The 14463-nt window shown below is 68.3% G+C and carries 11 protein-coding genes; 5 read left to right on the top strand and 6 right to left on the bottom strand.

Annotation, left to right across the window (positions count from 1 at the left end):
* Window positions 1-2: 2 nt before the first annotated feature.
* The 4 genes from QGN31_RS01795 to QGN31_RS01780 form a co-directional block, all read right to left on the bottom strand.
* Window positions 3-1358 carry a hypothetical protein gene (locus QGN31_RS01795; RefSeq protein WP_014385968.1) on the bottom strand — a complete coding sequence of 452 codons (1356 nt, stop codon included), beginning with the start codon at window positions 1356-1358 and terminating at the stop codon, window positions 3-5.
* A gap of 2 nt (window positions 1359-1360) precedes the next feature.
* Entirely contained in the window at window positions 1361-2836 is a 1476-nt protein-coding gene (locus tag QGN31_RS01790) for a condensation domain-containing protein (protein ID WP_014943071.1), read from the bottom strand.
* A 403-nt stretch (window positions 2837-3239) separates the two neighbouring features.
* Complete coding sequence (locus QGN31_RS01785; protein WP_014943072.1) at window positions 3240-3788, bottom strand: hypothetical protein; 549 nt, start codon at window positions 3786-3788, stop codon at window positions 3240-3242.
* A gap of 36 nt (window positions 3789-3824) precedes the next feature.
* The gene (locus QGN31_RS01780) at window positions 3825-4406 is read right to left on the bottom strand and encodes a VOC family protein (RefSeq protein ID WP_014943073.1); all 582 of its coding nucleotides are present in this window, start codon (window positions 4404-4406) and stop codon (window positions 3825-3827) included.
* 96 nt (window positions 4407-4502) lie between these two features.
* Here QGN31_RS01780 and QGN31_RS01775 point away from each other — a divergent pair, with 96 nt between their 5' ends.
* The 4 genes from QGN31_RS01775 (at window position 4503) to QGN31_RS01760 (ending at window position 9926) form a co-directional block, all read left to right on the top strand.
* The gene (locus QGN31_RS01775; protein ID WP_014383434.1) at window positions 4503-5153 is read left to right on the top strand and encodes a TetR/AcrR family transcriptional regulator; all 651 of its coding nucleotides are present in this window, start codon (window positions 4503-4505) and stop codon (window positions 5151-5153) included.
* 1 nt (window position 5154) lies between these two features.
* Window positions 5155-6285, top strand: a complete 1131-nt coding sequence (locus QGN31_RS01770) for an alpha/beta hydrolase (protein ID WP_043955459.1) — start codon at window positions 5155-5157, stop codon at window positions 6283-6285.
* Window positions 6286-6367: 82 nt separating this feature from the next.
* Window positions 6368-8569, top strand: a complete 2202-nt coding sequence (locus tag QGN31_RS01765) for an acyl-CoA dehydrogenase (protein WP_009954759.1) — start codon at window positions 6368-6370, stop codon at window positions 8567-8569.
* Window positions 8570-9563: 994 nt separating this feature from the next.
* The gene (locus tag QGN31_RS01760; RefSeq protein ID WP_008261730.1) at window positions 9564-9926 is read left to right on the top strand and encodes a hypothetical protein; all 363 of its coding nucleotides are present in this window, start codon (window positions 9564-9566) and stop codon (window positions 9924-9926) included.
* A 3-nt stretch (window positions 9927-9929) separates the two neighbouring features.
* Here QGN31_RS01760 and fadD2 read toward each other — a convergent pair whose 3' ends face one another.
* A complete protein-coding gene (fadD2, locus tag QGN31_RS01755; RefSeq protein ID WP_038538862.1) occupies window positions 9930-11618 on the bottom strand; it encodes a long-chain-fatty-acid--CoA ligase FadD2 in 1689 nt (562 codons plus the stop codon).
* 57 nt (window positions 11619-11675) lie between these two features.
* Between fadD2 and QGN31_RS01750 the strand changes: the two genes are divergently transcribed.
* Window positions 11676-12944: a DNA polymerase domain-containing protein gene (locus QGN31_RS01750; RefSeq protein WP_014385975.1), complete on the top strand. Its 1269-nt coding sequence runs from the start codon at window positions 11676-11678 to the stop codon at window positions 12942-12944.
* Here QGN31_RS01750 and QGN31_RS01745 read toward each other — a convergent pair whose 3' ends face one another.
* Window positions 12945-14336: an MFS transporter gene (locus QGN31_RS01745; protein ID WP_014383439.1), complete on the bottom strand. Its 1392-nt coding sequence runs from the start codon at window positions 14334-14336 to the stop codon at window positions 12945-12947.
* Window positions 14337-14463: the final 127 nt, after the last annotated feature.

Below are 14463 nucleotides of genomic sequence, written 5' to 3'. Positions count from 1 at the left end.
GCTCACACGGGGCAGACCGTGTGCCAGCCCGTCGTCGCGGTCAGCGAGAAGTCGCTCAGCGTCTTGGAAAGCGCTTGTCGCAGACCCTCGTTCGAATTGCGGCGGCCCAATTCGTAGGCGAGGACCGAGATGAAGACCCGGCCGTGGACCCGCCCCGACAGCAACGCCAGGGCCCCGTTGGTGCGGTGCATCGTCGCGGCGGTCACGCCCGGGTACACCGACTTCATGGCGAAGTAGTCGGCGTCCGTGCCGTCCGGCCGGTTGGCGGCCGGGTCGAGCGCGCCGAGATTGGACGACACCACGGTCGCCGCGCCGCCGGTGACCACGCTGAGCAACCGCCGAAACACCGGCTTCGGGATCAGCGGGACGAGGGGCAGCAGCGCCCACCGCTCGTCGGGCTCGTCGTGATGGCGAACCAGCGCCCGCTTGATGGCGGCGCGGATCTCGCGCAGGTCCGTGGTGATCGCCGCGGACCCCAGCGTGACGTCGACGTTCGTGACCGCGTTGGCGCGCGTGTCGCCCGGGGCGCGCTCGTTGACGGGCATGCCGATGTTGACCGAGCCGTCGGGGGCCACCCGCCCCACCCGCTGGGCGAGGTGGGCCGCCAACCCGGCGAGCAGCGCGTTGCTGGTGCCGCCCAAGGCGGTTGCGCGCGCGTCCCAGTCGTCGGCGCTGACGAAGATCGTCTCCATCGGCAGGACGATGGGGTCGTCGGGCGCGGCCGGCGGCGCGGGCCGCTTCCCGCGTGGCGGGGCGACGGCCGCGGTGCCGTCGCGGCCCTGCCGGAGCATCCGGGCCGCGGCGCCGACGGCGCGGCCGACATCGAGCGCGTCGTGCGCGGTTTGGCGCGCGTCCTCGCGCAGGGCTTGGCAGCGCCGCCGGCCTCCCGCTGCGGGCCAGCGGGTCCGGTCGCCGCGTCCGCGAGCCGCGTCGGCCAGGGCCTCGCACAGCCCGACGCCATCGGTGAGGCAGTGGGTGGTGACCAGACTCACCACCGCGCCGCCGTCGGACAGCGGGAGCATCGCCAAGTGCCATCCGGGCCCACGCTCGGCGTCCGGTCGCTTGTGGGTCTGCTCGTCAAGCCACGCGTCGATGTCCTCGCGCTCCCGGGGCGGCGCGACGATCTCCAAGGGGGAGCACTCGGCGGCCGCCACCCAGCGATGACGGCCAAACGGCAAGGCGGAGCGCTCGACTCGCCGCGACAGCCGCCCCCGGCCGAGGTGGCTGTGGAACTCACGCAGCCCACCGACGTCGACGGCGCGGTCGTACACCCAGACGCACTGCAGCAAGCTGGTGGCACCCGTCGCCCGCTCACCCAGGAAGAGTGTTTGGTCGGCCAGGTCCAGCACGTTGCTCATCGCTACGCCGCTTCGTGATCGTCCGTGTCCGGCGCCGGAGCGAATGTGTCGTCCGGGTTCACCTGGGGCGCAACCACAACCGGCTCGTCCCCGGTGGGCCTGGCGACACGCGCGAACACCTGGATCAGCGTCGCGATGTAGCGCAGCACCGACTCCCGCGCGATCGCGTTGTCCGGGAAGGACATCGTCACCGTGGTGTTCGCGGCCTGGCGGTTGATCCACATGTTCACCCCGCCGTGGGACAGGCTGTCGCCGTAGGTGCCGAACTTCGTCTCCGCCCACAACCCGTTGAGGGGGATCTTGCGGAAGTCGAGGAACGACAACATCATCGGCAGCTGCGTGGGCAGCTTGATGCCCAATTCGTCCGGGGTGGCCAGCTCCAGCACCCGCTCGACCGGCACGTCGGCGAGGCGCTGAGCGTCGTCGAACGACTTCTGCGCCGTCCGGGCGGCCTGGGCGAACGTCTCGCCGGCGGTCGGCACCGTGATCGGAATCAGGCTGGCGAACCAGCCCACGGTCATCGAGTCGACGCCCGGTGTCCGGGTGTCCTTGGCCGTGAACCCGTGATAGGTCTTCTTGCCGGTCAATTCGTGCTCGGCCAGGCCCGTGCAGGCCAGCACTCCCCCGATGAACCGGGCGCCGGCCGCCACGCAGGCGGCGTCGAATGACTCCGTGTCCTCGGCATTCATCAGCTCGACCGTCAACAGGTCGCCTCTGGTGCTGGACCACGTGTCACCAAGGGGCAGCGGGAAACTGGGCCAGTCGCCGTCGGTGTCGCGGGCGAACTCGATCCAGTCCTTGATCTCGGGCGACGAGAGCGTCAACGTCGCCGCCTTCTCGCGTTGGCGCGCAACGTAGTCGCGGTAGCTGCGGATCTCCGGTAGGCCTGCGGGCTGGTGCCCGGTCTGCGCGAATTCCTGATACGTGAGGTGGACGTCGAGGAAGATGAGGGCGGCCGACAAGCCGTCGATGTGCAGGTGGTCGACGCTGGCGTAGAACGTGAAATAGTCGGCGTGCTGGACGATTCCGTAGGTGAAGCAGCCCCACTCGAGGGTGTCCGGGGTGGTGGTCAAGGCATGGGCGCGGACTTGGTCCGCGGTCTTGTGCCCCAGCGCCACGGGGACGAACTCGATCGCTTCGGGATCGTCGATCACCCGGCGCACGAACGTGCCGTTGTCGTACTCGAACCAGTTGTGATAGGTGTCCTGGCGGCGAACGTGGGCGTTGATCGTCGCCGTCATCGCCGCAATGTCGCAGGTGCCGGGGATGTCCCACGCGACGATCATCAGACGGGGCAGCTGGCGGTTCATGGCCTTGCCTTGGTAGGAGGCCCAGAGGTGTTGATTCTGTTGGTAACTCGGCGCTAGGTCGCTTCGCCGTGCGGCGCGGGCCGCTTCGCGTGCGTCGGGTGCGGCCATCCACATGGTGACCGGGCCGTGCGGCGGGTGCCATTCGTTGATATTTCCGAGTGCGACCATTTCCTCGAGTCCTTGTGCTGTGAGACGACGACGTTTGCGGGGCGGTCTGGGGGTGCTGGAAGTGCGGTTGGCGCTTGGCTTTTCGAGGATCGTCGATGTGTGTCGCGCTTGAAATTGTCCGACGGACTTTCGCCTGTGTTGGTGAACTACCCCGCCGCTCATACCCCTATGTCGCTGCTGTGGACGCTAGCTGACGCAGGCGAAGATTTCGCGGTTTTGTCAAGACTCGAATTCCGCCGCGAGATCGCCGGCGGTGCAGTAATCTTTTCCCCCTCAACGGCCCTGGCCACGCCGGGCGGGGTCGATTCGCGACGACTTATCGCCGATTCGGCCCGCTACGCCCGCAAGTCGGGATACAGTTGTCCGGCCCTCGAGCCGGTGCGCGGGCCAAACCCGCACCGCCTCACGGGAACAGCGGCAGCTCCCAGAGGCGCATGCCGGGACGCAGCAGCCACAAACGCATCATGGTGAGCCGCAGGATGCGCATGGCGCTGAAGATCATGAAGATCGCCAGCGGCACCTCGATCAGCAGCGCGGTGACCACCGACAGCCACACGTCCTTGGGGCCCGCGGTCATGAGATCGAACCACGCGTCGCAGATCAGCAGCACCCCGGTGGTGAACGCGGCGAGCACCAGCAGCTGGCGGCGCAGATACCCCAGCGCGGCGGTCGTCAGCATGAAGGCGACCAGCAGCACATCGAAGCCGATCCAGGTGACCGGCCAGTTGTGGGCGACGTACTTCTCGGGCAGCGTCATCGCCAGGTACCCCAGCCAGGGAACCATCGCGATGGAACCGCCGATCATCAGACTCAGCCGGACGCGGCGCACCCGGTCCAGGAAGTCCGGGTCGATGACCTCGCCGAGGGGCCGCTCCAGCCGGGAGATGAGGTCGCGGCGCTCCCCGGGGGTAAGTGCGGCGATCTGTTCGTCGGTCAAAATGCCGTCGGTCATACCTAGCATTCTCCGACTCGCGCAGCAGCGGCGCGATCAGCGACCGGCGCCCACCGGGGGCCGGCGGTCCGCGGCGGTCTTGGGCACGGCCATCGCGTCGCCCCTTTCGAATTCCTTCACCCAACAGGCGAACTCAAGGGTAATGCCGTCGGGGTCCTGGAAATAGAACGAGCGCACATAGACGCCGGGATGCACGGTCGCCGAGACCTGCATGGGGCTCTCGTCGTGGTTGAGCACCGGCCCGACCCGCACCCCTTTGTCCTTGAGTCGCTGGCGGTAGGCGTCGAACTTCTCGGCCGGCACGTGGAAGGCCAGGTGGTTCATCGTGCTGACCGCGCTGGTGATGTCGCCGATGCCGGGGATGGCGCCCGGCGACGAAATGCCCGGCACCCGGTCGGGGGCGTCGGCGAACCAGAAGAAGGCGACGCAGTCGCCGTTGCCGGCGTCGAAGAAGAAGTGCTGGCCCGCCCCGCCGGGCAGATCGAGCGACTTGATCAGCGGCATGCCGAGGATGTTGGTGTAGAAGTCGACGGTTTTGGCCATGTCCGAGCACACCAGCGCGACATGATTGATCCCGCCGAGTTCGAATTCCGCGTTGGTGTTGTGCGGCTTGATCATCGTGCGGCTCCCCTCGGTTCCCGGCTCGACGAGCCTGGCCAAGATCCGAATCTGAATCTAACATCAGATTCAGTTTTGGCCCAGGGAGGTGCGCCGGTGTCCACCGCGGCATCCCCTGCTGACCGGAGCGGGCCACCCTCGGAGCTGCCCACGCATCGCGGCAGGCGGACGCAGGCCGCGATCGATCTGGCCGCCCGGACCGTCATCGCGCGCAAAGGCGTCCTGGCCACGACCATCGCCGACATCGCCGCGGAGGCCGGCCGCTCGGCGGCGTCCTTCTACAACTACTACGAGTCCAAAGAGGCGATGGTGCGCCAATGGGCGCTGCGCTTCCGCGACGAGGCCAACCAGCGCGCGCTGGCGGTGACCCAGCACGGGTTGACCGATCGCGAGCGCGCGTACGGGGCGGCCGCCGCGCACTGGCACACCTACCGCAACCGGCTCGCCGAGGTGATCAGCGTGTCACAGCTGGCGATGATCAACGACGACTTCGCCCAGTACTGGGCCGAAATCTGCTCGATACCAATTTCTTTCATCGCCGAATCGGTCCGTCGCGCGCAGGCCGAGGGCCGTTGCCGCGACGACGACCCGCAGCTGATCGCGGAGGCGATCGTGGCGATGTTCAACCAGTTCTGCTACATCCAGCTCGGTTCGGCACGCTGCGGGGAACCCGACGACGAGGCCTGCATCCAAACCCTGGCCAACATCTATTACCGGGCCATCTACGCCACTGAGGGGGACCGCTGAATTGACTCGTCGCACCGGTGCCGGAGTCATCCGCGAGTTCGTCGGGCTGCCGTCGCCTACGGCCGGGCGCGCCGGCGCCGGCGGGCACCCCTGCCAGGGGCTGTATCACCGGGGGGTGGGACGCAAGCCCAAGGTGGCGATGATCGCGGCGCACTACCAGATCGACTTCTCCGAGCACTACCTGGCCGACTACATGGCCACTCGCGGCATCGGATTCCTCGGCTGGAACACCAGGTTCCGCGGCTTCGAAAGCAGCTTCCTGCTCGACCACGCGCTGGTGGACATCGGGGTGGGGGTGCGCTGGCTGCGCGAGGTGCAGGGAGTGGATACCGTTGTGCTGCTGGGTAACTCGGGCGGGGGGTCGTTGATGGCCGCCTACCAGTCCCAGGCCGTCGAGCCGAACGTGACCCCGCTGGAAGGCATGCGCCCCGCGGCCGGGGTGACCGAGTTGCCGCCCGCCGACGGCTACGTGGCCACCGCCGCCCATCCCGGGCGACCCGAAGTGCTCACCGCCTGGATGGACGCCGCCGTCGTCGACGAGAACGATCCCGTCGCCACCGACGCCGATCTCGACCTGTTCAACGGGCGCAATGGGCCGCCCTACACCGCGGAGTTCCTCGCCCGGTACCGCAGCGCGCAGGTCGCGCGCAATCACGCCATCACCGACTGGGCCGAAAGAGAGCTCAAACGCGTTCGCGCGGCGGGGTTTTCCGATCGCCCGTTTTCGGTGATGCGCACCTGGGCCGACCCGCGCATGGTCGATCCCGGCATCGAGCCGACCAACCGGCAGCCCAACATGTGCTATGCGGGCGTCCCGGCCAAGGCGAACCGCTCGGCGCACGGCATCGCGGCGGCGTGCACGCTGCGCAACTGGCTGGGCATGTGGAGCCTGCGGGTGGCCCAGACCCGGGCCGAGCCGCACCTGGCCCGGATCCGGTGTCCGGCCCTGGTGATCAACGCCGACGCCGACACCGGGGTGTTTCCCTCTGACGCGCAACGCATCTTCGACGCCCTCGCCGGCGCGGACAAGACCCGGGCCTCGGTGGACACCGATCACTACTTCACCACCCCCGGGGCCCGCAGCGAGCAGGCCGACATCATCGCCGGATGGATCGGCAAGCGGTGGCGGTAGGTGATGTCGTCAACCAACCGACTGGTTGTTAGCTTGGAAGGTACTTGGCCGAGACGGCGTCCTCAGCAACGGAAGGCGACCAATGCCGATCGCGATAAATCCCGAGCATCAAGAACTGGCCGATTCCGTGCGAGCGCTGGTGGCGCGCATCGCCCCGTCCGAGACGCTGCACGAGGCGATGGAGACGGAGGTCCAGAACCCGCCGCCGTACTGGCAGGCCGCGGCCGAGCAGGGCCTGCAGGGCGTTCATCTGGCGGAATCCGTCGGCGGGCAGGGCTTCGGCGTTCTCGAGTTGGCCATCGTGCTCGCGGAATTCGGCTACGGGGCGGTGCCGGGCCCCTTCGTTCCGTCCGCGATCGCCAGCGCGTTGATCTCCGCGCACGACCCGGACGCCAAGGTGCTCGCCGGGCTGGCATCCGGCGCCGAGATCGCCGCCTACGGCCTGAATTGCTGCGCGCTGACCGCCACCCGGCAGGGCGGTTCTCTGGTGATCCGCGGCGAGCTCCGCGCGGTCCCCGCCGCCGCGCAGGCGTCGCTGCTGGTGCTGCCCGTCGCGATCGACAGCGGCGAGGCGTGGGTGGTGCTGCGCGCCGACCAGCTCGAGATCGAGCCGGTGAAAAGCCTGGACCCGTTGCGGCCCATCGCCGACGTGCGGGCCAACGCCGTGGAGGTCGGCGACGACGTCGTCTTGACGAACCTGAGCATGGGCACCGCGCACGCGCTGATGACGACGCTGCTGTCCGCCGAAGCCATCGGCGTGGCGCGCTGGGCGACCGACACCGCGTCGAGCTACGCCAAGATCCGCGAGCAGTTCGGCAGGCCGATCGGCCAATTCCAGGCCATCAAGCACAAGTGCGCCGAGATGATCGCCGACACCGAGCGGGCCACGGCTGCGGTGTGGGATGCCGCCCGCGCGATCGACGAGGCCCGCGAAAACCGTTGGGACACCGCGGGTTCCCACGTTGAGTTCGCCGCCGCCGTGGCGGCGACACTGGCGCCGGCGGCCGCTCAACGGTGCGCGCAGGATTGCATCCAGGTGCACGGTGGGATCGGCTTCACGTGGGAGCACGACACGAACGTGTACTACCGCCGGGCGCTGATGTTGGCCGCCTCCTTCGGCCGCAGCTCGGACTACCCGCAAAAGGTGGTCGACACCGCGACCACCACCGGGATGCGCGCGGTCGACATCGACCTCGATCCCGAGACCGAGAAGCTGCGGGCGGAAATCCGGGCCGAAGTGGCGGCGCTCAAGGAGATCGAGCGCGAGCAACGCAAGGTCGCCATCGCCGAGGGCGGCTGGGTGCTGCCGTACCTGCCCAAGCCGTGGGGCCGGGCGGCCGGGCCGGTGGAGCAGATCATCATCGCGCAGGAGTTCGCCTCCGGGCGGGTCAAGCGGCCCCAGACCGGCATCGCCACCTGGATCGTCCCGTCGATCGTGGCGTTCGGCACCGAGGAGCAAAAGCAGCGGTTCCTGCCGCCGACCTTCCGCGGCGAGATGATCTGGTGTCAGCTGTTTTCCGAGCCCGGCGCGGGTTCGGATCTGGCCGGCCTGTCCACGAAGGCCACCCGGACCGACGGAGGGTGGCGCATCACCGGCCAGAAGATCTGGACGACCGCCGCGCAGTTCTCGCAGTGGGGTGCGCTGCTCGCACGGACCGACCCCAGCGCGCCGAAACACAGCGGCATCACGTACTTCCTGCTGGACATGAAGAGCGAGGGCGTCGACGTCAAGCCGCTGCGCGAGCTCACCGGCAACGCGATGTTCAACACCGTCTACATCGACGACGTGTTCGTGCCCGACGAGTGCGTGCTCGGTGAGGTGAACCGGGGCTGGGAGGTCAGCCGCAACACGCTGACCGCGGAGCGGGTGTCGATCGGCAGCAGCGAGGCGAACTTCCTGGCCACGCTGTCGCAGTTCGTCGAGTTCGTTCGTGACGGGCAGTTCGATCAGGTCGCGCAGCACCGCGCCGGTCAGTTGATTGCCGAGGGCCATGCGGCCAAGGTGCTGAACCTGCGTTCCACGCTGCTGACGCTGGCCGGCGGGGACGCGATGCCGTCGGCGGCGATCTCCAAGTTGTTGTCGATGCGCACCGGCCAGGGTTACGCCGAATTCGCGGTCTCGTCCTTCGGGACCGACGCCGCGATCGGCGACACCGACCAACTGCCCGGCAAATGGGGCGAGTACCTGCTGGCCAGCCGCGCGACCACCATCTACGGCGGGACGTCCGAGGTGCAGCTGAACATCATCGCCGAACGGTTGTTGGGCCTGCCGCGCGATCCGTAACCGGGCGCAGAAATGGGCCATGCCGGCCTGACTGAGTCAAGCCGGCATGGTTCCCCCCATACGCGGGCCGTCCATCCCGAGGGTTGGCGTGTCGGTGATGGCCGGCTACCGCGCGGAGATGGTGGTCACCACCACCAGTTCCACCAGTGCTGGGGCTTCCAGTAGCCGGGCCCGTGGACCCAGCCACCGTGCCCCCAGCCGCCGTGACCCCAATTGCCATGTCCCCGACCATCATGGCCACCCCATCCACGACCGCCGGGGCGCTCGGGAATGAAGCCCGGTCCGCTCTGCGGCCCGGCACTGGCGAAGCTTGTGGAGTGACTCGGCCCGGGGGCGGCCGAAGCCACGGGGGCGCCGCCGAAGAGCAGCGCGCCCGCCACGGCTCCGGCGCCCACAACACCTACGGCCGCGCCACGTAACGATGCTGACGAGATCATCGAGGGCGCTCCTTTCAAAGACTTGATATCGATGCTTAAAACGCTAACCGGACATTTCTAAGCAAACAAGCGAATTCAGGGCTTTTGCGGTGTGAATTGCGCAACAATGACGTGATAGCGCCCAATCCAACGCGCGCTGATCAATCCCTATTTACGCAATTCATTTATCCGCGAATACTGAGCCAGCGCACGGGTGATCGGCTTATACCTGCAGGTAGTACGCCGTATACTGATGTACTGCGCGAACCTACCGTATTTACTGAAGTCCGAATGTGCGCATTGTCAGATCCACTGATTCGTCTCCGAATTACCGACCACGGGTCGTCGGATCACCGCAATGCTGTCGCCCGTTTTTACCGACGTCAGCTATTTGCAGGAATTTGCGCTTTCGCCTGCATCCGGCGTCGCGCAGCCGCGCGTAAATCCGTCGGCGTCCCACCCGGGCCGTCCGCGGCCCGGCGACGCGACTTAGGGTGGCGTCGGTGAGAGAATCAGTATTGACACATAGGCGACGAGCGCTGATTTACTGATCCGCACTCACGGAGGAAGACACCGAAGTGAACTTCAAGCCCAGTCCCAACGGACCCAGCGCCGGATCCTTTCGCGCCCCCACCCCGGCGGGCGGCCCGGCCGGAGACGCCGCGCCAACCGAGCGCCTCAGCCTCGGGCAGCCCCGCGGCCAGCGCATCGCCAGCGAGCCGTCGGCCAACCAGGCGGGGCGCACCCAGCGGACCCGCCGGACCGTCGACCTGGCGGCCGCCACTCACCGGGCCCTCGACATCTGGCAGCGCGAGGCGGCCGATCGGCTCGGCGTCGCCCGCGTGACCGGGCAAGAGGTGCTCACCGCGCTGATCGACCAACTCCTGGTCGACCCGAAGCTCACGGCCCAGATCACCCGGGCCATCAAAGAACGGCGCTGAGGCCTATTCGATCTCCATTTCGCGCAGCTCGCGCTTGAGGATCTTGCCGGTGGGGTTGCGCGGCAGCTCGTCGAGGAAGATGACCTCGCGCGGCACCTTGTAGCGGGCCAGGTGATCGCGCACGTAGTGCTTGACGGTGTCCTCGTCGAGGTCCGCGCCGTCCTTCTTCACCACGAAGGCGCGCAGGCGGTGGCCCCATTCCTTGTCGTCGACGCCGATCGCGGTGGCCTCGACGACGTCGGGGTGCCCGGTGATGAGGTCCTCGACCTCGGCCGGGAAGACGTTCTCGCCGCCGGAGACGATCATCTCGTCGTCACGCCCGCTGATGTAGAGCAGGCCGTTCTCGTCGAAGTAGCCGACGTCGCCCGACGACAACAGGCCGTCGATGATCTGCTTCTTGCCCCCGCCCGTGTAGCCCTCGAACGGGAAGGCGTTGCCGACGAAGATGCGGCCGACCTCGCCCTGCGGCAGCTCCTTGCCGTTGTCGTCGTAGATCTTGACGCGCACGCCCTTGACGACCGGCCCGACGGTCGACGAGTTGTACTGCAGGTGCTTGGGTTCGGCGATGGTCGCAAAGGCGATCTCGGTCGAGCCGTACATGTTGTAGATCACCGGGCCGAGGTCCTTGAGCGAGCGCTCCGCCAGGTCGGCCCCCAGCGCCGATCCCGACACGAACACGATCTTCAGGCTGGACAGGTCGGGCTTGGAGTCCATCTTCTCGACCGCTTCGAGGATCCGCGACAACATCACCGGGACGACGACCATCGCGGTCACCTTGTACTTCTCGATGTCCTGCAGCACCAGCGGCGGCTTGAACTTGCGGCGCAGCACCAGCGTCGAGCCCAGGAACATCGCGATCGTGCCGTGCAGATAACCCAGCGCGTGGAACATCGGCGCCGGCAGCGACGTCACTTCGCCGGCCTTGAACGGGACGTGCGACAGGATTCCGCCGACCGGCGCCAGCGTCGGCGGGGTGCTGCGGTTCGCGCCCTTCGGGGTGCCGGTGGTCCCGCTGGTCAGGATGATGATCGAGGCGTGCCTGGCCGCCTTGGGGGCGGGCTCCTTGCTGCTGCGCTCGATCAGGTCGGCCAGCGTCTCGTCGGTGCTGCCGGACGGCTCGTCACTATCCGGGTTGGTCCCCAGCGCCCGCAGCTTGCCCAGCTCCGGCGAGGCCTTGCTGACGGCCTTGGTGTACTCGTCGTCGTAGATGATCAGCTTGGCGCCCTCGCGCTCGGACACCTCTTTGATCTGCGGACCCGAGAATTCGCTGTTGAGCAGGATGATGCGCGCGCCGACCCGCGCGGCGCCGTAGTTGGCGATCAGGAACCAGCGGGTGTTGCGGGCCAGGATGGCGACGCCGTCGCCGCCCTTGACGCCCTTCTCGATCAGCGCGTTGGCCACCGCGTGCGCCGCCTCGTCGAGTTCGCGGTAGGAGAATTCGCCCTCTTCGTCGATGCACGCCGCGCGGTCGGGATGGCGCCGCGCGTTGAGGGCTGGCAACATGCCGAACTCGCCCCACTTGTAGATGTCGGCCGCCATCGCGGCGTAGTTCTGCGGCGGCTCGATCCGGAACGCGCCCGACTCGAAGATTTTGCGCACGTAGTGCAGTTCGGCGGAGCCGCGCTCGACGTACTGGTGCAGTTTTGCTACCGCTTTGGAGGCCTGACCGGGCAGGCCGAGGAGGTTAGGCATGGAATCCACCATATGTGACGTCCGTCTCAGCACGGCCAGAAATTCTGGCGAATTAACATGAACCGCATGACCCGTCCGGTTTTGCTGGAGGTGGCCGGGCGCGAGGTCACCGTCACCCATCCGGACAAGGTCGTGTTCCCCCGCGCGGACGGCCACAAAACATCGGGCCCCTACACCAAGCTCGACCTGGTCCGCTATTACCTGTCCGTGGCCGACGGCGCGCTGCGCGGCGTGGCGGGGCGCCCCATGATCCTGAAGCGCTTCGTCAAGGGCATCACCGAAGAGGCGGTGTTCCAGAAGCGCGCGCCGGCGAAACGGCCGGACTGGGTCGACGTCGCCGAACTCCGTTACGCGCGAGGCACTTCCGCGGCGGAGGCCGTCATCCGCGACGCCGCCGGGCTGGCCTGGGCGATCAACCTGGGCTGCGTCGACCTGAATCCGCACCCGGTGCTCGCCGACGACCTCGATCATCCCGACGAACTGCGCGTCGACCTCGATCCGATGCCCGGGGTCTCCTGGCGGCGCATCGTGGACGTCGCCCTGGTGGCGCGCGAGGTGCTCGAGGACTACGGCCTGACCCCGTGGCCGAAGACGTCGGGGTCGCGCGGCTTCCACATCTACGCCCGCATCGCCCGGCGCTGGGAGTTCCGCCAGGTGCGCCTGGCCGCGCAGACCGTCGCCCGGGAGGTGGAGCGGCGCGTGCCCGAGGCGGCGACCAGCCGGTGGTGGAAGGAAGAACGCGAGGGGGTGTTCGTCGACTTCAACCAGAACGCGAAGGACCGCACGGTCGCCTCGGCCTATTCGGTGCGGGCGACGCCCGACGCCCGGGTCTCGACCCCGCTGCACTGGGACGAGGTCGCCGGGTGCCGGCCCGAGGCGTTCACGATCGATACCGTGCCCGCGCGGTTCGCCGAGATCGGTGACCCCTGGGAGGGAATGGACGACGCGGTCGGTGACCTCGACCGGTTGCTGGTGCTGGCCGAGGAGATGGGGCCTCCCGAGCGGGCGCCCAAAGGGTCGGGCAAGCGCGACAAGGGCACCGGCGGCCGGCGTCAATCCTCGATGCCCCTGATCGAGATCGCCCGCACCAAGACCAAGGACGAGGCGATGGCGGCGCTGGACGCCTGGCGCGGCCGCCATCCGGCGGCGGCCGAGCGGCTGCAGCCGGTCGACGTCCTCGTCGACGGCATGCGCGGGCCCAGCTCGATCTGGTACCGGATCCGGATCAACCTGCAGCACGTTCCTGAGGACCAGCGGCCGCCGCAGGAGGAGCTGATCGCCGACTACAGCCCCTGGGCCAACTACAGCGGCAAGCAGCAGCCGTAATTAGATCCCGACCCGGGTTATCGCGTTGTGCCTGCGCAGGTAGCAGTACCAGGTGACGCCCAGCAGGGCGAGGAAGAACGCGATGTAGAACCGCAGCGCCGGCTCGATGCTGCCGAACTCCGACTTCGACCAGGCGTAGGCCAGCGGCACGATGAAGCCGCCGAAGGCGCCCACCGCCGAGATGACGCCCAGCGCGCCGGCGGCCTGGCGCCGCATCTGCACCATGGTGTCCGGATCGCCGCCGGCCAGCTCGCCCTTGATCTTGAAGATCCGCGAAATCATCCGGTAGGTCGAGCCATTGCCGATGCCGGTGGCGACGAACAAGAACATGAAGCTGGCGAAGAACGCCGGCAGGTTGACCGCGCGCACCGACCACAGCGCGGCCGCCGCCCCGAGGGCCAACAGCGCGAAGCTGGCGGCGGTGATGCGCGCCCCGCCGATCCGGTCGGCCAGCTTGCCGCCGAGGGGCCGGATCACCGACCCGATGCCGGCGCCGAGGAAGGCCCAGGTCAGCGCGATGTCGCCGCGGCCGAACACCGTCTTGAGCAGGGTCGGGAAGGCGGCCGAGTAGCCGATGAAGGACCCGAACGTGCCGATGTAGAGCAGCGACATGACCCAGGTGTCGGGGTGGCGCAGCGACTGCCACACCGGCTTCACGTCGGCCTTCGCCTCGCTCAGGTTGTTCATGAATCCGAACGCGCACACGGCGGCCACGACGGCCAGCGGCACGTAGAACAGTCCGGCGCGCGCCAGGGCCACCCCGCCGCCGGCGACGACGACGGGCGGGATGATCTTCTGCACAACGGCGACGCCGACGTTGCCGCCGGCCGCGTTCAGGCCCAGCGCCCAGCCCTTGTCCTTCTCCGGGTAGAAGAAGGAGATGTTGGCCATCGACGAGGCGAAGTTGCCGCCGCCGAAGCCGGCGGTCGCCGCGACCGCCACCAGGACCGCGAACGGGATGCCGGGATGGCTCACCGCCCAGGCCAGCAGCAGGCACGGGATCAGCAGCAGCGCCGCCGAGATGGTCGTCCAGTTGCGGCCACCGAAGATCGGCACCGCGAAGGTGTACGGCAGCCGCAGGAAGGCGCCCACCCCGCTGGGGACGGCGACCAGGCACAGCGCCTGGCTGGGGGTCAGCGCCCAGCCGGACGCGGCGGGCAGCCCGTGCGCGCCCGCGGTCATCTGCACCACGACGATGCTCCACAGCATCCACACGCTGAACCCGACGTGCTCGGCGAAGATCGAGAAGATCAGGTTGCGGCGGGCGATCGGCTTGCCGGTCGCCTCCCAGAACTCCGGGTCTTCGGGTCGCCAGTCGTCGATCCAGTGCCGTCCGGCAGGACGCTCGCGCGTCGGCGCGGGCTGCGATGCCGGGCTGAGGGTCGTGGTCATCTGGTGGGACTCCCTTGTGGGTAGGCGCGGGCGGTGACCACTTGACGCTAGAGAGGCACTGTTACCGGTCCGGGTGTGCACAGTTACGCGGGCGATACGCAGAAATCGCAACGGGGCGGGCGCGTTT

Source organism: Mycobacterium sp. 2-64 (assembly GCF_035918375.1).
GTDB classification, from domain to species: domain Bacteria; phylum Actinomycetota; class Actinomycetes; order Mycobacteriales; family Mycobacteriaceae; genus Mycobacterium; species Mycobacterium intracellulare.
The sequence above is the reverse complement of the archived record's forward strand: the minus strand, read 5'-3'. Positions and strand labels throughout refer to the sequence as shown.

Coding starts and splice junctions, on each gene's coding strand:
- QGN31_RS01795 (WP_014385968.1), bottom strand. CDS start 1,358: ATGAGCAACGTGCTGGACCTGGCCGACCAAACACTCTTCCTGGGTGAG.
- QGN31_RS01785 (WP_014943072.1), bottom strand. CDS start 3,788: ATGACCGACGGCATTTTGACCGACGAACAGATCGCCGCACTTACCCCC.
- QGN31_RS01790 (WP_014943071.1), bottom strand. CDS start 2,836: ATGGTCGCACTCGGAAATATCAACGAATGGCACCCGCCGCACGGCCCG.
- fadD2 (WP_038538862.1), bottom strand. CDS start 11,618: ATGCCTAACCTCCTCGGCCTGCCCGGTCAGGCCTCCAAAGCGGTAGCA.
- QGN31_RS01750 (WP_014385975.1), top strand. CDS start 11,676: ATGAACCGCATGACCCGTCCGGTTTTGCTGGAGGTGGCCGGGCGCGAG.
- QGN31_RS01745 (WP_014383439.1), bottom strand. CDS start 14,336: ATGACCACGACCCTCAGCCCGGCATCGCAGCCCGCGCCGACGCGCGAG.
- QGN31_RS01780 (WP_014943073.1), bottom strand. CDS start 4,406: ATGATCAAGCCGCACAACACCAACGCGGAATTCGAACTCGGCGGGATC.
- QGN31_RS01765 (WP_009954759.1), top strand. CDS start 6,368: ATGCCGATCGCGATAAATCCCGAGCATCAAGAACTGGCCGATTCCGTG.